17 protein-coding genes are annotated in these 24396 nt (G+C 49.4%); 4 read left to right on the plus strand and 13 right to left on the minus strand.

The genetic code is table 11. The annotated features are described in order from the left end of the window. Nucleotides 1-110: 110 nt before the first annotated feature. Nucleotides 111-2324 carry an ABC transporter substrate-binding protein gene (locus DWX26_RS00180; protein WP_118600466.1) on the minus strand — a complete coding sequence of 738 codons (2214 nt, stop codon included), beginning with the start codon at nt 2322-2324 and terminating at the stop codon, nt 111-113. Between the two features lie 676 nt (nt 2325-3000). On the opposite strand from DWX26_RS00180, the gene cysS reads away from it, so the two are divergent. Next, nucleotides 3001-4449, plus strand: coding sequence for a cysteine--tRNA ligase (gene cysS / locus DWX26_RS00190; protein ID WP_118600470.1), 1449 nt, complete (start codon nt 3001-3003; stop codon nt 4447-4449). Between the two features lie 187 nt (nt 4450-4636). On the opposite strand, the gene DWX26_RS00195 is transcribed toward cysS, so the two are convergent. The 8 genes from DWX26_RS00195 to tgt form a co-directional block, all read right to left on the minus strand. Beyond that, on the minus strand, nt 4637-5800 hold the full coding sequence (locus tag DWX26_RS00195; protein WP_118600472.1) for a phosphoglycerate dehydrogenase: 1164 nt from the start codon (nt 5798-5800) through the stop codon (nt 4637-4639). Next, the gene (gene serC / locus DWX26_RS00200; RefSeq protein ID WP_118600474.1) at nt 5800-6882 is read right to left on the minus strand and encodes a 3-phosphoserine/phosphohydroxythreonine transaminase; all 1083 of its coding nucleotides are present in this window, start codon (nt 6880-6882) and stop codon (nt 5800-5802) included. Before serC ends, DWX26_RS00195 begins: the two co-directional genes overlap by 1 nt. Before the next feature lie 183 nt (nt 6883-7065). Continuing rightward, nucleotides 7066-8754 carry a biosynthetic-type acetolactate synthase large subunit gene (gene ilvB / locus DWX26_RS00205; RefSeq protein ID WP_118600476.1) on the minus strand — a complete coding sequence of 563 codons (1689 nt, stop codon included), beginning with the start codon at nt 8752-8754 and terminating at the stop codon, nt 7066-7068. A gap of 95 nt (nt 8755-8849) precedes the next feature. Then, nucleotides 8850-10511: a dihydroxy-acid dehydratase gene (gene ilvD / locus DWX26_RS00210; RefSeq protein ID WP_117801682.1), complete on the minus strand. Its 1662-nt coding sequence runs from the start codon at nt 10509-10511 to the stop codon at nt 8850-8852. A 30-nt stretch (nt 10512-10541) separates the two neighbouring features. Beyond that, the gene (leuB, locus tag DWX26_RS00215) at nt 10542-11627 is read right to left on the minus strand and encodes a 3-isopropylmalate dehydrogenase (RefSeq protein WP_117801683.1); all 1086 of its coding nucleotides are present in this window, start codon (nt 11625-11627) and stop codon (nt 10542-10544) included. A 63-nt stretch (nt 11628-11690) separates the two neighbouring features. Beyond that, nucleotides 11691-11939, minus strand: coding sequence for a hypothetical protein (locus DWX26_RS16820; protein ID WP_117509197.1), 249 nt, complete (start codon nt 11937-11939; stop codon nt 11691-11693). Then, a complete protein-coding gene (gene yajC, locus DWX26_RS00225; RefSeq protein WP_117509198.1) occupies nt 11911-12255 on the minus strand; it encodes a preprotein translocase subunit YajC in 345 nt (114 codons plus the stop codon). The genes DWX26_RS16820 and yajC overlap by 29 nt, the downstream gene beginning before the upstream one ends. 123 nt (nt 12256-12378) lie before the next feature. Next, nucleotides 12379-13515, minus strand: coding sequence for a tRNA guanosine(34) transglycosylase Tgt (gene tgt, locus DWX26_RS00230; protein WP_117804425.1), 1137 nt, complete (start codon nt 13513-13515; stop codon nt 12379-12381). 258 nt (nt 13516-13773) lie between these two features. Between tgt and DWX26_RS00235 the strand changes: the two genes are divergently transcribed. Continuing rightward, a complete protein-coding gene (locus DWX26_RS00235; protein WP_118600478.1) occupies nt 13774-18027 on the plus strand; it encodes a 2-hydroxyacyl-CoA dehydratase in 4254 nt (1417 codons plus the stop codon). 101 nt (nt 18028-18128) lie between these two features. On the opposite strand, the gene DWX26_RS00240 is transcribed toward DWX26_RS00235, so the two are convergent. The 4 genes from DWX26_RS00240 to hisH are packed head-to-tail and all read right to left on the minus strand — an operon-like array spanning nt 18129 to nt 21845. Continuing rightward, complete coding sequence (locus tag DWX26_RS00240; RefSeq protein ID WP_118600480.1) at nt 18129-19754, minus strand: putative polysaccharide biosynthesis protein; 1626 nt, start codon at nt 19752-19754, stop codon at nt 18129-18131. Further along, entirely contained in the window at nt 19751-20443 is a 693-nt protein-coding gene (locus DWX26_RS00245) for a uracil-DNA glycosylase (protein WP_118600482.1), read from the minus strand. The genes DWX26_RS00240 and DWX26_RS00245 overlap by 4 nt, the downstream gene beginning before the upstream one ends. Before the next feature lie 19 nt (nt 20444-20462). Continuing rightward, the gene (gene hisF / locus DWX26_RS00250; RefSeq protein ID WP_118600484.1) at nt 20463-21224 is read right to left on the minus strand and encodes an imidazole glycerol phosphate synthase subunit HisF; all 762 of its coding nucleotides are present in this window, start codon (nt 21222-21224) and stop codon (nt 20463-20465) included. A 3-nt stretch (nt 21225-21227) separates the two neighbouring features. Then, on the minus strand, nt 21228-21845 hold the full coding sequence (hisH, locus tag DWX26_RS00255) for an imidazole glycerol phosphate synthase subunit HisH (RefSeq protein ID WP_055265413.1): 618 nt from the start codon (nt 21843-21845) through the stop codon (nt 21228-21230). Nucleotides 21846-22123: 278 nt separating this feature from the next. On the opposite strand from hisH, the gene DWX26_RS00260 reads away from it, so the two are divergent. After that, a complete protein-coding gene (locus DWX26_RS00260) occupies nt 22124-22603 on the plus strand; it encodes a COG2426 family protein (protein WP_117814485.1) in 480 nt (159 codons plus the stop codon). A 322-nt stretch (nt 22604-22925) separates the two neighbouring features. After that, nucleotides 22926-24365: a putative DNA modification/repair radical SAM protein gene (locus DWX26_RS00265; protein WP_118600486.1), complete on the plus strand. Its 1440-nt coding sequence runs from the start codon at nt 22926-22928 to the stop codon at nt 24363-24365. Nucleotides 24366-24396 lie beyond the last annotated feature (31 nt).

A 24396-nucleotide genomic window follows, 5' to 3' on the forward strand; every position in this document is an offset into this window, starting at 1 on the left:
TTCCTTAACACAATATGACAGGGGAATGGCTTTTTTTGTCCCCATCCCCCTGCCGGTTTATTCATTGGCTTTCAACTGTTCTGGTCTTTCCAATTTTACCTTTTCCAAAATTAGAAGATACCGAAACATTTGGTCATGTATCCTTCGTAGTCCGGAAGCATGGTATCCAGATAAGAGCACGGATCACCAAAGTCCGGACCCCATCCGGAGACATCATATACGTCGTAGTTTTGTTCATAACCATAGTTTACATAGTATCCTGCATAGTACCATCCATCCAGGTCTACGGCATCAACCAGATTGATCACAACTTTTCCGCCAAGGGCAGCCTCTACTGATTTCTTGTAGGAGTTTGCTTTGTTGGTGTAAACTTCTACTGCAGACGGATATGGATACTCAATCTGGATCGGGTTGCTCTCATCGATGGTGATACCGTCTTCTGCGAGCTCCTCGATTGCGGTATTCAGTTCTTCTACTGCGTTTTCCGGATTGTACCATCCATCAAAACCATCGCTGGTCTTGTTTTCGGCATCCCATACTTTGATCTTCACGCCGTCGGCGTCGATCTGTTTCTGTACGATTTCACCATAGTAGGTGCCTGCCGGGAAGGTTGTGTCGGTTCCGTTGATCTGAATGGTAGTGTCTTTTGACAGGCTTACGAAATATCCCGGGGTAAAGGTATTTCTAAGGGAAGTATACTTCAGATCCTCGCCAACCTGCTGTGCATTGTAAGCGCCACGATCTGCTGCAAAGCTGATCGCTCTTCTGAAGTGAACGTTCTGCAGTGCTTTGTTCGTTCTCTGGATTTCTTCGTCAGACTTTGTACTCTTTGCTGTTGTTCCGTCGTTGGCATTTGCAGTCGCAGTACGGTTGATATTGTAGAATGCCATGAAAGAAGTAGCATCGGTATCTGAAACTACTGCGTACTGGTCGTACAGACCTTCGGATTTTGCTGTCTCCATAGTGGAGGTGTTCAGGTTTACATAGTCAACGGTACCTGCTTTTGCATCTGTGTACATTTTGGTAACATCAGACTGGTCATTGAACAGCCAGGTCAGGGTTTTAATGTTTACGTTGTCTTTGTTCCAGTAAGAATCGCTCAGTTTAAATACGATGGTATTTTTCGCTGTAGCGTTGGTTACCAGGTACGGTCCGCAGTATGCGATCGAGTTGGAATCTTTTCCGTACTGATAATCTGCTGCGGAGGAATCGTACTCAGCACCAAATTTACCGCCCTGGGACTGATAGTAGCTTCTGCTCATCGGCATGAAGATGGTGTAGCCAAGCATGGTCATGAAGTAGCTGCATGGCTCTTCCAGTGTGTACTCTACGGTATAGTCATCAACAGCTTTTACACCAACCTCGTCGAAATCGGTAACTTCACGGCTGATGTACTGGGATACGTTTTTGATCACGCCCTGTACCAGGTATTCCAGACCGCCCTGTGCATCACACATATGCTGCATTCCGGCCACGAAGTCATCTGCTTTTACAGTATCCACTTCACGTCCCTGGGAATCGGTCCATTTTACATCTTTACGAAGGTGGAAGGTATAGGTCAGTCCGTCATCAGATACTTCATAGGATTCTGCCAGTGCCGGCTGCAGAGTTCCCTCTACATCGTACTCCATCAGTCCGTCATAGGTATTGATGATCGCATCGGTATCTGCCGCACGGGAAGTTGCAAGTCCGTCCCATGTTACCGGATCGCTCGCATACGGCATGGAGAAGCTGTCTTTTAAGGTGTAACCTTTTCCTGCCAGATATTCTTTTACCCAGCTCTCATAGGTTCCTGTTCCTTTAAGCTCATCCCATTTTGCTCTCATCTCGTTGTAATCTTCTGCCTTGATAAAGTCAGTTGTTACAACATACTGATGATAACGGTCTTTATCGCTTCCCCAAAGGGTATAGTCCTTGGTGCGCGGAGCCATTCTGTACATCGCGTACGTACCACCTCTTGAGGTGAGCGGGTACATCATGGCGGACTCCATCAGTTTTCCCTCGGCAACTGCCATCAGGGCATATCTCTCATCCACCGTTTCTGCTTCCTTTGCAGTAGCAAGTGCATCGTTGAAATCGCCCAGTGCCTCGTTATAGAGCTCTGTGCTGGTCTCGTCGTATCCTTCCGGCATTTCGGACTCCTCTGCCTCGGCTTCGCTCTCACTGCTTGCAGATGCGCTTGCATTGCTTTCGGAAGATGCGCTGCTGCTTACGCTTACACTCTCATCCGCCGGATCAGAACTTCCGCTGCCGGAATTTCCACAGGCAACCAGGCTTGCAGTCATACTCATAACAAGTAATGCGCTTACAATTTTTCTTTTCATAATTTCTTCCTAACTCCTTTCATGGATTCGCGTTGTTTTTGCATCATCCGGACATTTACCGGAACGGCTTCGCCATTCCACCGTTTTTCATTTTGGCACTTTACCACATCAAAACGAATAGTACAAAAAGGAGATGCGTCCAACAAGATTTGTTTTCTTCATCCCTCATGCCCGTACATTTGTCCGTTTGTCCAAAAACAACTGGGTTCATTATAACCAGAACTCTCTCTGTTTGTCAATATCCGATGCAGGAGAAAAGTGTATAAACTGCATTTAAAGTCATCAAAATCCTCTATTTTCCTCTTTTTGGGTATTGTTCTGATGCTGTTTTTCTATTTTCCTGTATTCTTCGGTTTTAGAATAAAAAAAGATTACACAAATAATTGTTTCTTTCCATTTGCGTTCTGCAGCACTGCCTTTTTATTTCTGAAAAATGTGTTTCTTCTTATCAAATGCGTTTTACTTTTTGTCTTCGACAGTCTCCGGACTATTGACAGCAAAAAAAAATCCTGCTAATATTAATTTTAATAAGGAACCAGTGCAGTACACGGAAAACAGGCACCGCACGCGGCGTCTCTGATATCCTTGTCGGATACAGCAGACGCTTTTTTGCTTTCCTGTGTATCATCACTTCTGCATCCGTATCCGCACGAAAAGAAAAAAGGAGACTTCTTTTATGTATCTTTATAATTCTGCAACCCATAAAAAAGCTGAATTCCAGACACACACACCGGGCCGTGTAGAAATGTACACCTGCGGACCTACCGTTTATCATTTTGCGCACATCGGAAACCTGCGCAGTTATATTATGGAGGACGTTCTTGAAAAGGCACTCCGCTATGAAGGCTACAACGTCAACCGTGTCATGAACATTACCGACGTCGGCCATTTAAGCTCCGATGCGGACACCGGTGAGGACAAGATGGTCAAAGGTGCCAAGCGCGAGCATAAAACAGTCATGGAAATCGCACAGTATTACACCGATGCATTCTTTGCGGATTGCAAAAAGCTGAATATCAAGCGCCCGGATGTCGTACAGCCGGCGACCGGATGCATTGACGAATATATTAAAATCATTGAAAAACTGATGGACACCGGCTACGCTTACTTTGCCGGCGGAAATGTTTACTTTGACACCAGCCGTCTTGACCACTACTATGTATTCAACGACCACGATGAGGATGATCTTGCCGTTGGTGTCCGCGAGGGCGTAGAGGAAGATACCAACAAACGCAACAAAAACGATTTCGTTCTCTGGTTTACCAAATCAAAATTCGAGAACCAAGCGCTCAAATGGGACTCTCCATGGGGCGTCGGTTATCCGGGATGGCACATTGAGTGCTCCGGTATCTCCATGAAATACAACGGAGAATACCTCGACCTGCACTGCGGCGGCGTGGACAATGCCTTCCCGCACCACACCAACGAGATTGCGCAGTCCGAAAGCTACCTTGGCCATGCATGGTGCCCGCAGTGGTTCCATGTACATCACCTGAATACCTCGACCGGAAAAATGTCGAAATCAAAAGGTGAGTTCCTGACGGTTTCTCTTCTGGAAGAAAAAGGCTACGATCCGCTTATCTACCGTTTCTTCTGCCTGCAGTCCCATTACCGCAAGGCGCTTGTGTTTACCTGGGAGAACCTGGACAACGCAAAAATCGCCTACGACAAGCTGATCGCCCGTATCGCCGCTTTAAACCCGGAGAACGGATCCGTCGATGAAGCTTCTATGACTGCTTTAAAAGAAAAATTCCAGAAAGCACTCGACGCTGACCTCAATACTTCGCTTGCCATCACAACGCTGTATGATGTCTTAAAGGCAGACATGAACGACGCAACGAAACTGGCACTTCTCGACAATTTCGATCAGGTGCTCGGTCTTGCCCTTCTCTCCCATGCAGAAGCAAAGAGAAAAGAGGCCGCAAAGACAACTTCCGCTTCCACTGCATCCGGTTATCAGATTACCGGCGAGGGAGATCCGGAGATTGATGCGCTCATTTTAAAACGATATGAAGCAAAGAAAGCCAAAAACTTTGCGGACGCAGATAAGATCCGTGACGATCTGAAAGCACAGGGCATTGAAGTTGCCGATGTACGCGGCGGAGCCGTCTGGAAACGAATCTGAAAATCTTTTCGTAACCATACATTACAGGCAAAGAGAACTGTCCCAGGGCAGTTCTCTTTTTTGTGCCGTTCTTTACTCAAAGGAAGTCAAACAGCAGTAACTTCTGCCGTTCTTGACAGGAAAAGGCGGTGCCCCTGTTTTCGGGCACCGCCTTTTCCTGTCACTTTTGGATTTTCTTTGATTCTCTTTATTGAATGATACGAACCTTTAATACACCATCAACTGCTTCGAGGGCCTTTACCATCTCCTCGGTTGCTTCGCTTTCCAGATCCATCATCGTGTAAGCGTAATCGCCTTTACCTTTGTTTGTCATATCGCTGATGTTGACACCTGCATTACCCATAACGGTGGTGAATGCTCCCAGCATACCAGGGATATTCTTGTGGCAGATCGTCACACGGCCTGCGCCTGTGCATACACCCATGCTGCAATTCGGGAAGTTGACGGAGTTTTTGATGTTTCCGTTCTCAAGGAAATCACGGATTTCCTTGACTGCCATCACAGCACAATTGTCCTCGGATTCTTTGGTGGAGGCTCCAAGGTGCGGGGTAACGATCGTTCCCTCTGCACCGACTACCTTCGGATTTGCAAAGTCGGTCACATATTTCTTCATTTTTCCGGCCTTTAAAGCCGCGAGAACAGCATCCTCGTCAACGAGAAGGTCTCTTGCATAGTTCAGAAGAACGACGCCGTCTTTCATCTCATCGATTGCTGCTTTGTTGATCATACCTTTCGTGCTGTCCAAAAGCGGCACATGGATGGTGATATAATCGCAGGTGCGGTAGATATCTTCCACATTCTGGATGTGATGGATGTCGCGGGACAGGTTCCATGCTGCATCGACGGAGATGTATGGATCATATCCGTATACTTCCATGCCAAGGTGCGTCGCTGCATTTGCTACAAGCTGACCGATCGCGCCAAGTCCGATGATACCGAGCTTCTTTCCGCTGATCTCACAGCCGGCAAATTTCTTTTTCTGTTTTTCTGCTGTCTTTGCAATGTCGCCGTCTTCTTTGTCGCTCTTCACCCACTCAATACCGCCTGCGATATCGCGGGATGCAAGCAGCATGCCGGCAAGCACCAGCTCTTTGACGCCATTTGCATTGGCTCCCGGTGTGTTGAATACAACGATACCCTGCTCTGCGCAGTCGGCAAGCGGAATGTTGTTGACACCGGCTCCTGCTCTTGCTACGGCAAGAATACTTTTCGGCAGCTCCATACCGTGCATGGCTGCACTTCTGACGAGAACCGCATCGGCTCCCTCCAGGCTTTCACTCTGCTGATAGTTTTCATTAAAATTTGCAAGGCCTACGCCTGCAATCGGATTTAAGCAATGATACTGAAACATTAGAGATTTTCCCCCTCGAACTTTTTCATGAAGGCTACGAGTGCTTCTACGCCTTCTTTCGGCATTGCATTGTAGATACTTGCACGCATACCGCCGACGGTACGGTGACCTTTCAGGTTCTCAAGTCCGGCTTCTTTGGACTCTTTGATGAATTTGGCATCCAGATCTGCATTTCCGGTGATAAACGGAACGTTCATCAGAGAACGGTCTTCCGGTACAACGGTTCCTTTGAAGAGCTTGCTCTGATCCAGGAAATCATACAGCAGTTTTGCTTTTTCTTCGTTGCGCTGTTTCATGACTTCCAGTCCGCCCATTTTCTTCAGCCACTTGAACACTTTGCCGCACATGTAGATGCAGTAGCAGTTCGGCGTGTTATACAGAGAGCCGGCGTCTGCATGCGTTTTGAATTTCATCATGGTCGGTGTTCCCGGCAGGACATCGTCGGTAATCAGATCGTCACGGACAATGGAGATGACCATTCCGGCAGGTCCGATGTTTTTCTGGACACCGCCGTAGATGATGCCGTAATCGGAGACATTAACAGGTTCGGAGAGGAAACAGGAGGAGACGTCTGCCACCAGGGTTTTACCCTTGGTATTCGGCAGTTTTTTGTATTTGGTTCCGTAAATGGTGTTGTTTTCACAGATATAAACATAATCGGCATCCGGGCTGATCGGAAGATCGCTGCAGTCCGGAATGTAGGAAAATGTTTTATCCTCAGAGGAGGCAATTTTGTTTGCCTTTCCGTATTTCTGTGCTTCTGCGTATGCTTTCTTTGCCCACTGGCCTGTTACGATGTAATCTGCGACACCGTTTTTCATCAGGTTCATCGGGATCATGGAAAACTGCAGCGATGCACCGCCCTGGAGAAACAGGACTTTGTAATTTGACGGGATTCCCATCAGATCGCGAAGGTCTGCTTCTGCCTCATCGATAATATTCTGGAATACTTTGGAACGGTGGCTCATCTCCATGACGGACATGCCGCATCCGCGGTAATCCAGCATTTCCTCCTGGGCTTCTTTCAACACTTCCTCTGGCAGAACTGCCGGTCCTGCGGAAAAATTATAAACTCTGCTCATTTTTCATCCTCCTGTTTCTCTTGCTACTTTATATTACTGGAAAACCACCGTTCCTATGCCGGTGGTTTTCCTTGTAATCGTTTGTACCTGTATTGCAGTTTTTCTTACAAGTCTGCAATTCATATGGTAATACGGTATTACTTTACCACGTTGAAACTATGATACCTCTTTGTTAGAAATATGTCAATCCTTTTCTTGTTCCTTTTTTGCCAGATCCTCTGCATCGAAGACATCCTCGATCGGTGCTCCGGCCGGAACCATCGGGAATACTTTTTCATCGCAGTCGATCCATACGTCGATCAGTGCCGGTTTTCCGCTCGCAATCGCCTCACGGATGGCTGGTCCCATTTCCTCTTTCTTCGTCACACGGATGCCCTTTACGCCGAGCGCCTCAGCAACCTTGACAAAGTCCGCCTGATCCTGCAGAACAGTGTTGGAATACCGTTTTCCATAGAACAGTGTCTGCCACTGGCGTACCATACCGAGTACATGGTTGTTGACAACGACTTCGATCACCGGAATGTTGTGTCTCGAAAGGGTTGCCAGTTCGTTCATATTCATGCGGAAGCAGCCGTCGCCTGCGATGTTGATAACGGTTTTGTCCGGGCGTCCCATTTTGGCGCCCATGGCAGCTCCAAGACCGAATCCCATGGTTCCAAGACCGCCGGAGGTTAAAAGGGTTCTCGGGCTCGTATACCGATAATACTGCGCCGCCCACATCTGATGCTGTCCGACATCGGTCGTGATGACAGCCTGGCCGTCGGTTGCCTTATAGATCTCCTCGATCACGAACGGTCCGGTAAGGCCTTCTTCATGCTTTAACGGGAATTTTTCTTTCATTGCCTCGATTTCGGCAATCCACTCGTCATGATGCATCGGCTCCAGCTTCGCATTCAGGCGTTTTAAGACTTCTTTGACGTCTCCGATGATGCTCGACTCGACAACAACATTCTTGTTGATTTCTGCCGCATCTACATCGATCTGAACGATTTTTGCATTGTTTGCAAATTTTGCGGCGTTTCCGGTGACACGATCGGAAAATCTTGCACCGAGCACGATCAGCAGGTCGCACTTCGTCACGCCATAGTTCGATGTTTTTGTTCCGTGCATACCGAGCATGCCGGTGTACAGCTTATCGGTTCCCGGGAAAGCGCCTTTTCCCATCAGGGTATCGCAGACCGGCGCCTGTATATGGTGTGCCAGTTCACGCACTTCCTCGGCCGCACCTGAGATGATGCTGCCGCCGCCCACGAAAATATACGGTTTTTTCGACTCCCGAATCAGAGATACAACGTGATCCAGTCCTTCTTCTGTGATTTTTTCGATAGACGGTGCGATTGCTTCCGGTGTCTTTGGCTCATATTCATACGTTGCCGCCGTGACATCTTTCGTGATATCCACCAGAACCGGGCCCGGTCTTCCGCTCTTTGCAATCGAAAACGCACGGCGCAGCGTGTCTGCGAGAACCGTGATATCTTTTACGATCACGCTGTATTTTGTGATCGGCATCGCAACGCCTGCAATGTCAATCTCCTGAAAGCTGTCTTTTCCAAGCAGTGCCTTTCCTACGTTGCAGGTGATGGCTACCATCGGGGTGGAATCCATGTAGGCAGTTGCAATTCCAGTGACAAGATTTGTCGCACCAGGGCCGCTTGTTGCCATACATACGCCTGTTTTTCCGGTCGCACGCGCATACCCGTCTGCCGCATGGGCAGCACCCTGCTCGTGGGAGGTCAGGATGTGGTGGATTTCCGGATGACGGTAAAGCTCATCATAGATATTCAAAATCGTTCCCCCCGGATAGCCGAACACGGTGTCCACGCCCTGCTCCTTCAGGCACTCAATAACAATCTGTGATCCAGTTAATTCCATGTCTGTATGATTCCTTCCTTATCTTTTGGCTTTGTGTATGAAATCAGCCATCCGATGAAAATGCACGTTCGGACGGCTGATATGATTTTTTTCTATTAGAACTCCAGAATGGCTCCCTTATTTGCGCTGGAAACCATCTTTGCGTAGCGTTTCAGATAGCCTGTGGTTACTTTCGGCTCTCTCGGAGTCCATGCAGCTTTTCTGCGTGCCAGCTCTTCATCCGATACGGCAAGCTCCAGCTTGTGCTCCGGAATATTGATGCGGATCAGGTCGCCTTCCTCAACGAGCGCGATCGGACCGCCTTCTGCTGCCTCAGGGCTGACATGGCCGATGGATGCACCGCGGGATGCGCCGGAGAAACGGCCGTCTGTAATCAGAGCTACGGAAGAGCCAAGTCCCATACCTGCAATCGCAGAGGTCGGATTCAGCATCTCACGCATACCAGGGCCTCCCTTTGGTCCCTCATAACGGATGACAACAACGTCGCCTGCCACAATCTTGCCGCCGCGGATTGCCTCGATGGCATCCTCCTCACAGTCGAAGACTCTGGCCGGTCCTTCGTGAACCTGCATCTCCGGTACAACGGCAGAACGTTTGACGACTGCGGTATCCGGTGCCAGGTTTCCTTTCAGGACAGCAATACCGCCGGTCTTGCTGTATGGATTTTCTACCGGACGGATGATCTCCGGGTTTTTGTTGACACAGCCTTTGATATTCTCGCCAACGGTCTTTCCGGTTGCGGTCATGCACTCGGTGTGCAGAAGTCCCAGTTTATTCAGCTCGTTCATAACGGCATAAACACCGCCGGCCTCGTTCAGCTCCTCGATGTAGTGGTATCCTGCCGGAGCCAGATGGCAGAGGTTCGGGGTCTTCTCACTGATGGCATTTGCCATCTCCGGATTCAGCTCTACGCCTGCCTCATGCGCGATGGCCGGCAGATGCAGCATACTGTTGGTGGAACATCCAAGTGCCATATCGACGGTCAGAGCATTTAAGAATGCTTCTTTTGTCATAATGTCTCTTGGACGGATATTCTGTTTTAACAGCTCCATAACCTGCATACCGGCTCTCTTGGCCAGGCGCAGACGCTCGGAATATACGGCCGGAATCGTTCCGTTTCCTTTTAAGCCCATGCCGAGAACCTCGGTCAGGCAGTTCATGCTGTTTGCAGTGTACATACCGGAGCAGGAACCACAGGTCGGGCATGCATTGCACTCAAAATCATAAACATCTTCCTCTGTCATAGTTCCGGCAGCGTAGGATCCAACCGCCTCGAACATGCTGGAAAGACTTCTCTTCTCACCTTTTACATGGCCGGCAAGCATCGGACCGCCGCTGACAAATACGGTCGGAACATTGACTCTTGCTGCTGCCATCAGAAGGCCAGGTACGTTCTTATCACAGTTCGGGATACATACCAGTGCATCAAACTGGTGAGCCATTGCCATACACTCGGTGGAATCGGCGATCAGGTCACGGGTAACGAGGGAATATTTCATTCCGATGTGGCCCATGGCAATACCGTCACAGACTGCAATGGCCGGGAACACGATCGGTGTTCCGCCTGCCATGGCAACGCCCATTTTTACAGCTTCTGTAATTTTATCCAGGTTCATATGACCCGGTACGATCTCATTGTAGGAGCTTACAATTCCTACGAGCGGTTTTTTCATTTCTTCTTCGGTCAGACCCAGCGCACGCATCAGAGAACGCTGTGGCGCCTGTGCGATTCCTTTTTTTACAGCATCACTTCTCATGATTTTTTCCTCTTTTCTTATCTTACAGTTTTATGCCAGTGCTTTTACCAGCAGATCTCCCATTTCGGATGTAGATACCTGGGTACATCCCTCAGACATAATGTCTACGGTGCGGTATCCGTCTTTTAAAATTTTCTGTACAGCATTTTCGACTGCCTCTGCCTCCTGATCGAGATCCAGGGAATAGCGGAGCATCATGGCTGCGGACAGAACCGTTGCAATCGGGTTTGCGATGTTCTTTCCTGCGATGTCCGGTGCAGAGCCGTGGCTTGGCTCGTACAGACCAAATTTTGTCTCGTTCAGGCTGGCGGAAGAAAGCATTCCGATCGAGCCTGCTACCATACTTGCCTCATCGGAAAGAATATCTCCGAACATGTTCTCGGTCAGAACGACGTCAAACTGGCACGGATTGTGGACGATCTGCATCGCACAGTTGTCGACCAGCATATGCTCTAAGGTAACTTCCGGGTAATCTTTTGCAACATCCTCTACCACGGATCTCCACAGACGGGAGGAATCGAGAACGTTTGCTTTATCTACACTCGTTACTTTTTTCTTTCTCTTCATGGCGATGTCGAATGCACGGATTGCAATGCGGCGGATTTCGGTCTCGCTGTAGGTCAGCGTATCGGTTGCTTTCCGGATGCCGTTTTCTTCTACAGTGCTGCGCTCTCCAAAGTACAGGCCGCCGGTCAGCTCACGCATAATCAGCATGTCGAAGCCCTCGCCGATGATCTCTTCTTTTAACGGGCAGGCATCTTTCAATTCCTGATACAGGTAAGCCGGACGCAGGTTTGCAAACAGACCTAACGATTTCCGGATTTTTAAGAGTCCTGCCTCCGGGCGCTTGTCCGGGCTTAATTTGTACCATGGGGATGTTTTTGCATCTCCTCCGATGGAGCCCATCAGGACAGCGTCGCATTTCTTTGCTTCTTCTATGGTTTCATCTGTCAGCGGCACGCCGTGCACATCAATGGAGGCTCCGCCCAGCAGAAGGTTGGTATATTCAAACTTATGTCCATATTTCTCGCAGACAGCGTCCAGAACTTTTTTTGCTTCCTTTACAATTTCCGGTCCGATTCCGTCACCGTGAATTAATCCAATACGGTATTCCATATCTTTCTCCCTCTTTTCTTCCGGCTGAAAAACCGTTCTATTTTCTCTGCGTCTATAGCATTTCTAAATTATACGCCATTTTTCCGGTAATTTCAACACGAAATTTCTTTGCATCGGACGAAACGCAATAATCTTTTTGCTTTTTTGCCATTTAAAAGAAAAATACGCGGCATTTTTCCCCGTTTTCGCCGTGTTCCGCCGAAGAAGTTTCGGGGGCGAAAAAAACGCAGGCATTCGTTCTTTTTGAATACCTGCGTTTTTCCTGGCTTTTCGCCGTGTGAAATTATTTTTTCTTTTCTGTTTTCTCTTCAACGACTGCTGTCTCCGGTTTTTCAACCTCTGTGATGGCTGTTTTGCGCATCGGGATACGGCAGTTTTTGTTGTTTCCGAACTCTACGATGACATCGTCGTCTGTGATATCGATGACTACGCCGTAGAAACCGCTTGTTGTGATGACTGCATCGCCGACTGCGAGGTCATTCAGCATTGCCTGCAGTTTTTTCTGCTCTTTCTTCTGCGGGCGGATCATTAAGAAATACATCATACCGAACATGATGACCAGCCACATAATTAACATACCAGTGCTCATCACACCGCTGTTTGCTGCTGTTGTTGTTGCTAAAAACATTTTCTTTCCTCCTGTTATTCGAGAGTACATCCCGTTCTTTAGACACACCTATCATAATACACAATCCGGAACCGATGGGCAAGTCTTTTTCGGATATTTTCCAAAGATTTCATACTTTCCCGATTACTTTTTGTCGTATTCCTCAAATCCTGCGAGTTTTGCCCGTTTGTAGGAAGCAAAATTGCCCTCGTCCAGCGCGGTCCGGATTTCTGTCATCATATTGTTGTAGAAATACAGGTTGTGCAGAACACAGAGCCGCATGCCGAGCATCTCTTTTGCTTTCAGCAGATGACGGATGTAGGCTCTGCTGTAGTGACGGCACGCCGGGCACTGGCAGCCTTCCTCGATCGGACGCGGATCCAGCTCGTATTTCTGATTGAACAGGTTCATTTTTCCATGGTTTGTGTAAACGTGGCCGTGGCGTCCGTTCCGGCTCGGATATACGCAGTCGAAGAAATCGATGCCGCGCTCTACGCCTTCCAGAATGTTTGCCGGCGTTCCAACGCCCATCAGATACGTCGGTTTGTCTTTCGGCAGGTACGGAACGACTTCGTCGAGAATATGGTACATCTCCTCGTGGCTCTCTCCTACTGCCAGACCGCCGACTGCATAGCCATCGAGATCCATCTCGGAAATCCGTTTTGCATGGTCGATGCGGATGTCTTCATAGATCGCACCCTGGTTGATGCCGAACAGAAGCTGATGTTTGTTGATCGTGTCTTCCCGCTGGTTCAGCTCCTGCATCTTATTTTTGCATCGCTGCAGCCATCTCGCCGTGCGGTCGACCGAGTTCTGCACATAACGGCGCTCTGCCACACTCGACGGGCACTCGTCGAAAGCCATCGCGATGGTTGAAGCCAGGTTGGACTGGATCTGCATACTCTCCTCCGGTCCCATAAAGATCTTTCTTCCATCTACATGCGAGTGGAAATAGACACCCTCCTCCTTGATTTTCCGAAGGCCTGCCAGAGAAAACACCTGGAATCCGCCGGAATCGGTCAGGATCGGTTTGTCCCAGACCATGAATTTGTGGAGTCCGCCCATCTTCTTTACGACTTCATCTCCCGGGCGCACATGGAGGTGATACGTATTGGAAAGTTCTACCTGCGTGCCGATCTGCTGGAGATCTTCGGTGGAAACAGCTCCCTTGATTGCTGCTGCAGTTCCGACATTCATGAATACCGGCGTTTCGATATTGCCGTGCACGGTTTCCATATGGGCGCGCTTCGCTCTTCCTTCCATTTTCAGAATTTTATACATAACGCTTTTCATCCTTTCTCAATGATCCCTGCCTCCTGTTTTCATGCAGGGCATACTATTTTTAGTATACAGGCAAAATCTGTTTTTGACAATGCCTGAATTTTCTTTTTTCTCTCTTTTTTCTTTCCCGCTTTCTCCATTTTTCACAAGGACTTTATACTTTTTTCATAAGACATCGCCTTTTTTCCAATTGTATTTCCTTATTTTTTGTCGTATAATGTGTTGAGATTGTTTCTTATTATAAAAGGAGTTTGATTCATGACTGATAAAAAATATACTCTTGGAATCGACATCGGTTCCACTACTGTTAAAATTGCGATCCTCGACGAAGAGAACCAGCTTCTCTTTGCCGATTACGAGCGCCATTTTGCAAACATCCAGGAAACACTTGCCCATCTGCTCGGGGAAGCCCACGAAAAACTGGGCGAACTGACCCTGCAGCCGGTCATCACCGGTTCCGGCGGACTCGCGCTTGCCAACCATCTTGGCATTCCATTCACGCAGGAGGTTATCGCAGTTTCCACATCGTTAAAAGCGCTGGCTCCGCAGACCGATGTTGCCATCGAGCTCGGCGGCGAGGATGCCAAAATCATCTATTTTGAAGGCGGCAATGTCGAACAGCGTATGAACGGTATCTGCGCCGGCGGTACCGGTTCGTTCATCGACCAGATGGCTTCTCTTCTGCAGACCGATGCAACCGGCCTGAATGAGTATGCGAAACATTACCAGGCCATCTACCCGATCGCTGCCCGCTGCGGTGTATTCGCAAAAACGGATATCCAGCCGCTCATCAACGACGGTGCAACAAAAGAGGATCTTGCCGCTTCTATTTTCCAGGCAGTCGTCAACCAGACCATTTCCGGTCTTGCCTGCGGTAAACCAATCCGCGGCCACGTTGCCTTCCTTGGCGGCCCGCTGCACTTCCTCTCGGAATTAAAGACAGCGTTCGTCCGCACCTTAAAACTGGATGACGAGCACGCGATCGTGCCGGACAACTCTCATCTGTTTGCAGCCATCGGTTCTGCAATGAATGCAGAGGGAAAGACCGAGGTTTCTCTTCTCGCGCTGAAAAAACGGCTCGAAGAAAAAGTAGCCATTGATTTTGAGGTTGCCCGTCTCGAACCGCTGTTTAAAGACCAGGAGGAGTACGATGCATTCCTGGCCCGCCAGAGCGTCAACAATGTTGTAACGGCTGATCTTTCCACTTACGAAGGAAACTGCTATCTCGGAATCGATGCCGGTTCCACAACCACAAAAGCTGCACTCGTTGGTGAGGATGGCGCTCTTCTGTATTCCTTCTACAGCAACAACCACGGAAATCCGCTCGGCACCTCGATCCGCGCGATCCAGGAAATCTACTCCAAACTGCCGGATTCCGCACAGATCGCCTGGTCCTGTTCCACCGGTTACGGCGAAGCACTCATCAAAGCTGCGCTGATGCTGGACGAGGGTGAGGTTGAAACGATTTCTCATTACTATGCCGCAGCATTCTTCGATCCGGAAGTCGACTGTATTCTCGACATCGGCGGTCAGGATATGAAATGTATCAAGATCAAAAACGGCACTGTAGACAGCGTACAGCTCAATGAAGCATGTTCCTCCGGCTGCGGTTCCTTTATCGAAACCTTCGCGCAGTCCCTGAACTACAGTGTACAGGATTTTGCACACGAAGCACTGTTCGCAAAACACCCGATCGATCTTGGTACCCGCTGTACCGTATTTATGAATTCCAAGGTAAAACAGGCGCAGAAAGAAGGCGCATCCGTTGCTGATATTTCTGCCGGACTTGCCTGCTCCGTCATCAAAAACGCATTGTATAAGGTAATTAAAGTTTCCGATGCCACCGAGCTGGGACGCCACATCGTCGTACAGGGCGGTACATTCTACAACGATGCCGTTCTTCGAAGCTTTGAGCGGATCGCCAACTGCGAAGCCATCCGCCCGGACATCGCCGGCATTATGGGTGCGTTCGGTGCGGCGCTGATCGCAAGAGAGCGCTATTCGGCAGATCAGGAGACTACGATGCTCTCCATCGAAAAGATCAATGAGCTGAAATACTCGACCACGATGGCAAACTGCAAAGGCTGTACGAACAGCTGCCGTCTGACCATCAACAAATTCTCCGGCGGCCGTCAGTACATCAGCGGAAACCGCTGCGAGCGCGGTATCGGAAAAGAGAAAAACAAGGATCATATTCCGAACCTGTTCGAATACAAATACAAACGAATCTTCGGCTACCAGCCGCTGCCGCAGGATGAAGCAATCCGCGGAGAGGTCGGCATTCCGAGAGTCCTCAATATGTTCGAGAACTATCCGTTCTGGTACACCTTCTTCACGCAGCTGAAATACCGCGTGGTACTCTCCCCGACTTCAAGCCGCAAGATTTATGAGCTCGGCATCGAATCGATCCCGAGTGAATCCGAGTGTTACCCGGCGAAACTGGCCCACGGCCATGTGACCTGGCTCTTACGCCACGGCGTAAAATTCATCTTCTATCCGTGTATCCCGTACGAGCGTACCGAGTTCCCGGAGGCCATCAACCACTATAACTGCCCGATCGTTACTTCCTACGCGGAGAACATCAAAAACAACGTGGATGAGCTCCAGGACGACTCCATCACATTCCGCAATCCGTTCCTCGCATTTACGAGTGAAAAGGTTCTCGCCGACGGCCTGGCAAAAGAATTTTCCGGCCTGCCGGAGGATGAGGTCCGCGCCGCTGTCCATGCCGGATGGGAGGAGCTCGCCGCTGCAAGACGTGATATGCAGAAAAAAGGGGAAGAGACGCTGCAGTATATGAAAGAAACCGGCCGCAGAGGTATCGTGCTTGCCGGAAGACCGTACCACATCGATCCGGAAATTCATCATGGTATTCCGGATATGATTAACTCCTACGGTCTGTGCGTTTTAACAGAGGACTCTGTTTCCCATCTTGCACCGCTCGAGCGCCCGCTTCGTGTCAATGACCAGTGGATGTATCACACCCGTCTGTATGCGGCTGCAAACTACGTAAAGACACGCGATGATCTTGACCTGATCCAGCTGAACTCGTTCGGCTGCGGTCTGGATGCCGTTACAACCGATCAGGTTTATGAAATCCTGACCAGAAGCGGTAAAATTTACACCTGCCTGAAGATTGATGAGGTCAACAACCTCGGTGCTGCCAGAATCCGTGTCCGTTCTCTGCTCGCCGCTCTGCGTGCACATGACCGCAAACAGGCGGTACGTGAAATTGTTCCATCTTCGATCCAGAAGCCGGTCTTCACAAAAGAGATGCGCAAAGATTACACGATCCTCTGCCCGCAGATGTCACCGATTCACTTCTCGATTCTGCAGCCTGCATTCAATGCTGCCGGATACCATCTGGAAGTGCTTCCAAATGACAACAAAGAGGCGGTTGACGTCGGCCTGAAATACGTAAACAACGATGCCTGCTATCCGTCTCTGATGGTGGTCGGACAGATTATGCAGGCGCTGCTCTCCGGTAAGTATGACCTGAATAAAGTAGCCGTCATCATGAGCCAGACCGGCGGCGGCTGCCGTGCATCAAACTATATCGGATTTATTCGCCGTGCACTGGAGAAGGCCGATATGACGCAGATTCCGGTCATCTCGATTAACTTAAGCGGTCTGGAAGAAAATCCGGGCTTTAAGATTACACCGGATCTTGCGATTCGTCTCTGCTATGCAGCGGAGTTCGGTGATATCATGATGAAATGTATCTACCGGATGCGTCCTTATGAGCAGAAGAAGGGAACGACAGACCGGATTCACAAAAAATGGGAGAAAATCTGTATTGATTTCATTTCTTCCAAACACCTGAGCCATACCCGGTTTAAACAGATCTGCCGCACCATGATCCGCGACTTTGACCATATTCCGATTACGGACGAGAAAAAACCGCGTGTCGGTATTGTCGGCGAAATTCTGGTTAAGTTCCTTCCGGCGGCCAATAACCATCTGGCGGAGCTTCTCGAAAGCGAAGGCGCCGAGCCGGTTGTGCCGGATCTGATCGATTTCTTCTGCTATTGCTTCTACAATACGAATTTCAAGGTAGAGCACCTTGGATTCAAGAAGAGCTCTTCGATGCTCGGAAATACGGGCATTAAGCTGATCAACTGGCTGCGGAGCGCGGCAGTTGCAGAGTTCAAGAAGAGCGAACACTTTGATCCGCCGGCTGATGTACGGGATCTGGCGAAGTATGCTTCTCCGATTGTTTCCTGCGGTAACCAGACAGGTGAGGGATGGTTCCTGACAGGCGAGATGATGGAGCTGATCCACAGCGACGTTTACAATATCGTCTGCATCCAGCCGTTTGCGTGCCTGCCGAATCATATTGTCGGTAAAGGTGTTATTAAAGCCATTCGCAAGGAGTATCCGAAGGCAAATATCGTGGCAGTTGACTACGATCCAGGCGCTTCGGAGGTTAACCAGCTGAACCGTATTAAGCTGATGCTTTCTACCGCGAACAAGAACCTGAAACAGGAACTTGACGGAGAGAAAAACGCGTAAAAAATTACATAATCCTTTTTCATTTCAAAAGACCCCGGTCGGAAAACAGTTTTTCATGTTTTCCGACCGGGGTCTTCTTTGTTAAGGTGTATCTTCTGTTTTTATCGGTAAATCCGCAGGATACGGAGAACTTTTACCAGTTTGGTTCCCATTGGCATGCGGCGCATTTCGGCTTCGGTTGTGCCGGTTACGACTACGAAAGCAATCAGGTATACCACGATTGCGATCAGAATTGCGGCCAGCATACTGATCGACGGGCGTTTTGTGATGGCGAACAGGCCATAATAAACAACCCAGGTTACAACACCCATGATGGCAGCGGCGATCAATGGTTTTACATACGTGTTTTTGAACTCATTGCGGAAGTTCAGGTGCTTGCGGATCGAAAGGTTATTCAATACACACATGCTAAGGGAGAACAGAATTCCCGCAAAGACAACAGCATAGATATTTGTCTTCGGGAAGACTGCGAGAATCAAAGCCAGGATGGCAAGATCCATTCCAAGGGAAATGGCAGCGTTGTGCAGGGCTTTTTTCTGCTGGCCGATGGACTGCAGGACGCTGTTGGTAATGGTGGACAGTGCCGAAAACACAACTGAGACTGCACCCATCATCAACAGTTTGCCGGAAAGGCTCGAGCTTGACGGGAACAGAACTCCTGTGATCGGGAATGCCAGGACGCCAAGACCGACAGCTGCCGGGATGGAGATGAACATCGTCAGACGGATCGTCTCAAGAATCTTGTCGTTTGCCTCATCGAGATCACCGGTCGCATAACACGAGGATACCTCCGGCATCATCGCGGATGCGGATGCACTTGCCATAGCAAGCGGGACGTTGATCAGGGTAACATAATAGTTGGAAAACTCTCCATATGCGGCATTCAGTGCTTTCTGATTCTCTCCGTGCCATCCGAGGATGGTGAAGAACAGGTAATTGTCCAGGTAAGCGTTGCAGTTATAAATAAAGGTCGTAAAGATAACCGGTGTTACCATCAGAAAAAGAACCTGAAAAATTTCGCGGTAGGATTCTTCGCGGTGGCGCGTGTCCTTTGCCACTTTCCGCAGAATGGTTTTCCGATTTACGCCATAGACAATCAACATGAAGCAGAGGCCTGCCAGGACACCGGCTCCTGTTCCGAGGGTTCCGCCGGCGGCACCGAATTTGGCATGTTCGGTATCGTTTGTCGCGAACTGCTGGATGAAGAACCAGGCGGCGCCAATACTGAATGCGGCGTTGAATACCTGCTCGATGATCTGTGAAATTGAGGTCGGAATCATCGTGCTGTGGGCCTGGAAATAGCCACGCAGAACGCCGAGAACAGCCGAGAAAAAGATCGTCGGCGCCAATACACGCAGGGCGAGGAGTGCATTCTGCTGGTTATACGGCAGAAGGAATTTCCCGCCAAAGAATGCCACCAGTGCAGCAACTCCACCTACGATCACGGCGTAAAGAAGGGCACCGTGGAACACGCGATGTGCATTTCGGTACTCTTTTAATGCCAGACGTTCGGATACGATTTTCGATACTGCCATCGGAATACTGTAGGACGAGATCAGCAGCAGGATCGTATACAGATTGCTCGCTGTACTGTAATAACCAAGCCCCTCATTTCCAATGGTTTCGCCGAGCGGCGACCGGTATAAAAGGCCGATCACACGCGAGATAATCGTTGCAGCCATTAAAATAGAAGTATTTCTCAGTAACGTATTTTTCTTTTTACTCATTCTTTCGCTCCCCGGATTACATTTTCGATCTGCCAGTCAATCGGCGCAAGACCGTTTTCTTCCAGATATTCGTTCGTTTTGGAAAACGGATGGCTGCCGAAAAATCCGCGGTATGCAGAGAGCGGGCTCGGATGAGCGGACATCAGCACCAGATGCTTTGGATTGTGGATCATCTCTTTTTTGCGCTGTGCGGGACGTCCCCAGAGAATAAAGACCATCGGGCGGTCCTGCCCGGCAAGGACTTTGATCGCCGCGTCCGTAAATTGCTCCCAGCCGATTTCCTTGTGGGAATTTGCCTGATGCGCGCGCACGGTCAGCACGGTGTTCAGCATCAGAACACCCTGCCGTGCCCATTTTTCGAGATATCCGTTGTTCGGGATGTAGCATCCCAGATCGTCTTCGAGTTCCTTATAAATGTTGACCAGGGACGGCGGAATGTCTACTTCCGGTTTTACAGAAAAGCAGAGTCCGTGTGCCTGTCCCGGCTCGTGGTACGGGTCCTGGCCTAAGATGACTACTTTTACCTGCTCAAGTGGGGTAAAGTGGAACGCATTGAAAATATCATCAGCCGGCGGGTAAATCGTGTGGGTTTTGTACTCCGCTCCCACCGTCTGAAACAGTTTTTTATAATAATCTTTGGAGAATTCTCCTTTCAGGGCATTGGCCCAGCTTCCGCTAAGAGGCGGCATATCGTTTTCTCCCTTCCTTTTACAGGCGGACCGGCACATTGCGGCCTGCCAGATATTCTTTGACTTCACGAATTTCCAGTTCTTTGTAGTGGAACAGGGATGCGGCGAGGGCTGCATCGGCTTTTCCTTCGGTTAAGGCATCATAAAAATGCTCCCGCGTTCCTGCGCCGCCGGATGCGATGACCGGGATGCCGACGCTCTCTGCGATGGTTCTTGTCAGCTCAATATCGTATCCCGCCTTTGTTCCGTCGCAGTCCATGCTGGTGAGCAGGATTTCTCCGGCGCCAAGGCTTTCTGCTTTTTTTGCCCACGCAACGGCATCGATGCCGACATCGATGCGGCCGCCGTTTTTATAGATATTCCAGCCGCTTCCGTCCGCTCTTTTCTTGGCGTCGATCGCAACGACCACGCACTGGCTGCCGAATTTCTGTGCCGCGTCGCGGATGAGCTGCGGATTGTTGATGGCAGAGGAGTTGATCGAGATTTTATCGGCTCCTTCGCGGAGCAGCATCCTGAAATCATCCACGGTACGGATTCCGCCGCCAACGGTGAATGGGATAAAAACGTTTGCTGCTACTTTGCGTACCATATCAACGACGGTTCCTCTCTGATCGGAGGAAGCAGTGATATCAAGAAAAACAACTTCATCGGCTCCTGCCTTGTCGTACGCTTTTGCGATCTCCACCGGGTCGCCGGCATCTTTTAAATCGACGAAATTAACGCCTTTTACGACTCTTCCGTTTTTTACATCCAGGCATGGGATAATTCGTTTTGTAAACATCCGTCAGTCCTCCTCTCCAATTTCCGCAAAATTTTTCAGAATGGCAAGCCCAAGATCTGAGCTCTTTTCCGGGTGGAACTGGCAGGCGAACAGATTTTCTTTTTCCACGGATGCATGGATGTGTGTACTGTACTCTGTCGTTGCTTTTACAATTTCCTCCTCTTCTGCTTTCAGATAGTAGGAGTGGACAAAGTAAACATACGATTCCTGCGGGATGCCTTTGAATAAGCGTCCACCGTTCTGCAGATGGATGGAATTCCAGCCCATGTGCGGAATCTTTAAGCCCTCTTTGTCCGGAATCCGGAGAATTTCTCCTTTTAACAGGCCAAGGCCTGCAACGCCCGGGCTCTCTTCGCTGCGTTCAAACAGGATCTGAAGTCCGAGGCAGATTCCAAGAAACGGAGTCCCTTTTTCTACGATTTCATGAATAACCGGTACCAGATGATAGCGGTTCAGATTTTCCATCGCATCTCCAAAGCTGCCGACACCCGGCAGAACGACGTGATCTGCGCGTTTTAACACGTCTGGATCCCTGGTCAGTACAACCTCTTTTCCAAGGCTTTGAAAGGCTTTTTCCACGCTTTTTATATTTCCGGCATCATAGTCGATCAGTGCAATCATAGGTGGATCCTCCTCGTTTGTTATTTCAGTCCACGCCCTCTGTCATTGGGGGCATCTCTGCTGTTCTTTTGCAAACAGTACACTTCATTCTAACATACCGTTTTCTAAAATTCAAATTTTGAAGGTTATAAAATTATACAAAAATGCAGAAATTCTTAAGATTTCTTTTACTCCCGCTCCTTTCTTTCTTTTTATACTGGACAAATGGCGGGCATCACGCTACAATAAGAGCGTTGCACTAAGAAACGATAACATTTTGTGAAAAACGAGAGGTGTATATGATTACCAAATATCTGATTGTATTTTTGATTTCCATGGTTCCGCTCATCGAGCTGCGTGGTGCGATTCCGTACGCGGTAGCTTTCCATATTCCGACGCTTCCGGCCTATCTGATCGCCGTCATCGGAAATATGCTTCCGGTTCCGATTATTTTCCTGTTCGCTCGAAAGGTTCTTGTCTGGGGATGTGATAAAAAGTATATCGGAAAATTCTTCACCTGGTGTCTGGAAAAAGGCGAAAAAGGCGGGGAAAAACTGAAAGCAAAAGCCGGTCGCGGACTTCCGCTCGCCCTGCTACTCTTCGTCGGCATCCCGCTCCCGGGAACCGGCGCATGGACCGGCACACTGGCCGCAAGTATCCTCGATATGGACTTTAAGACCAGCGTTCTCGCCGTCATGGGCGGTGTTCTCCTCGCAAGCGTCATCATGCTGCTTGCAAGTTCCGGCGTATTCGGGGCAATTGGAGCGCTTCTGACGTAAACGGCTCTGCTTCCGTTTCAATTCCATAAAATTTGGCTTACAGCCGCACAGATTTGTTTTTCCGATCTGTGCGGCTGTTTTTGTATAGCTTTTTTCTAACAGAAATTTTCCCTGCTGTTTCCTGTTCATGTTTTTCCGGATCGAATTCTGTTTCTTTTCTTCCAGTATCTTCTTGTGCTATTTTCATTTTTCCTCTTGAACATTCGTTCGATTTGTGTTACACTTCCTTTATCGAACAGTTGTTCTCTTCGTAAAATACCTGTTATCTTATTGTTTTACTTTTATTCGTATTCATTTGGACATAGAAAGGAATTTTTCTGCCATGCAGTTATCATCACAAACACTTTCTCTCTCCGAGAAGCTGAATCTTCTCGCTGACGCGGCCAAATACGACGTTGCGTGCACTTCCAGCGGTGTGAACCGTGCCGGAAAACAGGGACATCTCGGCAATTCGGTCTCCTGCGGTATCTGCCACAGCTTTTCTTCCGACGGACGCTGTATCTCTCTGTTGAAAATTCTGCAGAGCAACGACTGTATCTACGACTGTAAATACTGTGTCAACCGCGCCGGGAATGACCGGCAGCGCGCCACGTTTACACCGGAGGAGGTCTGTACACTCGTCACGGAATTTTATCGCCGAAACTATATTGAGGGACTCTTTTTAAGTTCCGCCGTCTGCAAAAATCCTGCCCATACGATGGAGCTCATGTACCGCACTCTGCATCTTTTACGTAATCGTTACCGCTTTAACGGCTACATCCACGTCAAAGCTATCCCGGGCGCACCCGCCGAGCTGATCGAAAAGACCGGCTATCTCGCCGACCGCATGAGCGTCAATCTGGAACTCCCGACCGGAGAAGGGCTGCAGAAACTGGCCCCGCAGAAGACACAGAAAGCGATTTTAAAACCCATGCGCCAGATCCAGTCCGGTATTGTAGATTACCGGCTGACCGCAGGGAAAAGTGCTTTTTTAGAGCGTTCCTCGGGAAACCGCTATCTCTCCCACTCCATTTTCGATACACGAAAGCAGATTTCCGCCTCCGCTGCCGATCTGGGCTGGATCTCTTCTTCCTCCGCGCGGTCGCTGCCGGAAAAGGAACGCTCTGCTCCCTTCGTTCCTGCCGGCCAGAGCACGCAGATGATCATCGGTGCGACAAAGGAAAACGATTACCAGCTTCTCTCCACCTCACAGCTTCTCTACCAGCAGTATGACCTGAAGCGCGTCTTTTACTCCGCCTACATTCCGGTCAACGAGGATTCCGCCCTGCCCTCACGTGAAACCAAGCCGCCGCTTCTTCGGGAACACCGCCTTTATCAGGCAGACTGGCTGCTCCGCTTCTACGGTTTTCAGGCGGATGAACTGCTCGATGAAGCCCACCCGAACTTTCATGCACAGCTCGACCCGAAATGCGACTGGGCGCTGCGCCATATGGAGCTGTTTCCGGTGGAGATTAACACGGCTGAGTATACCGACCTTCTGCGCGTTCCCGGCATCGGGCCGAAATCGGCCATGCGGATTGTAAAGAGCCGCAGAAGCTCCCATCTTTCATTTGAGCACCTGAAAAAGATCGGTGTGGTGCTGAAACGCGCCAAATATTTTATCACCTGCGAGGGAAAAATGATGTATCACATGCGGCTGGAACAGCAGTTTCTGACCCGGCAGCTCACGGGAGAGGAAGCCGCCTCCAACTGGGAGGTTTCCCATCCGGAACAGTATCAGCAGCTTTCTCTGTTTGATGCTGCCGTACCTGGGCATATATAATCCCGGGCGTTCTTCTCACGGAAAAGCCTTT

Source organism: Blautia sp. AF19-1 (assembly GCF_003479155.1).
In the GTDB taxonomy this organism is placed as follows: Bacteria; Bacillota; Clostridia; order Lachnospirales; family Lachnospiraceae; genus Fusicatenibacter; species Fusicatenibacter saccharivorans.

Coding starts and splice junctions, on each gene's coding strand:
- DWX26_RS00180 (WP_118600466.1), bottom strand. CDS start 2,324: ATGAAAAGAAAAATTGTAAGCGCATTACTTGTTATGAGTATGACTGCA.
- cysS (WP_118600470.1), top strand. CDS start 3,001: ATGTATCTTTATAATTCTGCAACCCATAAAAAAGCTGAATTCCAGACA.
- DWX26_RS00195 (WP_118600472.1), bottom strand. CDS start 5,800: ATGTTTCAGTATCATTGCTTAAATCCGATTGCAGGCGTAGGCCTTGCA.
- serC (WP_118600474.1), bottom strand. CDS start 6,882: ATGAGCAGAGTTTATAATTTTTCCGCAGGACCGGCAGTTCTGCCAGAG.
- ilvB (WP_118600476.1), bottom strand. CDS start 8,754: ATGGAATTAACTGGATCACAGATTGTTATTGAGTGCCTGAAGGAGCAG.
- ilvD (WP_117801682.1), bottom strand. CDS start 10,511: ATGAGAAGTGATGCTGTAAAAAAAGGAATCGCACAGGCGCCACAGCGT.
- leuB (WP_117801683.1), bottom strand. CDS start 11,627: ATGGAATACCGTATTGGATTAATTCACGGTGACGGAATCGGACCGGAA.
- yajC (WP_117509198.1), bottom strand. CDS start 12,255: ATGTTTTTAGCAACAACAACAGCAGCAAACAGCGGTGTGATGAGCACT.
- tgt (WP_117804425.1), bottom strand. CDS start 13,515: ATGTATAAAATTCTGAAAATGGAAGGAAGAGCGAAGCGCGCCCATATG.
- DWX26_RS00235 (WP_118600478.1), top strand. CDS start 13,774: ATGACTGATAAAAAATATACTCTTGGAATCGACATCGGTTCCACTACT.
- DWX26_RS00240 (WP_118600480.1), bottom strand. CDS start 19,754: ATGAGTAAAAAGAAAAATACGTTACTGAGAAATACTTCTATTTTAATG.
- DWX26_RS00245 (WP_118600482.1), bottom strand. CDS start 20,443: ATGCCGCCTCTTAGCGGAAGCTGGGCCAATGCCCTGAAAGGAGAATTC.
- hisF (WP_118600484.1), bottom strand. CDS start 21,224: ATGTTTACAAAACGAATTATCCCATGCCTGGATGTAAAAAACGGAAGA.
- hisH (WP_055265413.1), bottom strand. CDS start 21,845: ATGATTGCACTGATCGACTATGATGCCGGAAATATAAAAAGCGTGGAA.
- DWX26_RS00260 (WP_117814485.1), top strand. CDS start 22,124: ATGATTACCAAATATCTGATTGTATTTTTGATTTCCATGGTTCCGCTC.
- DWX26_RS00265 (WP_118600486.1), top strand. CDS start 22,926: ATGCAGTTATCATCACAAACACTTTCTCTCTCCGAGAAGCTGAATCTT.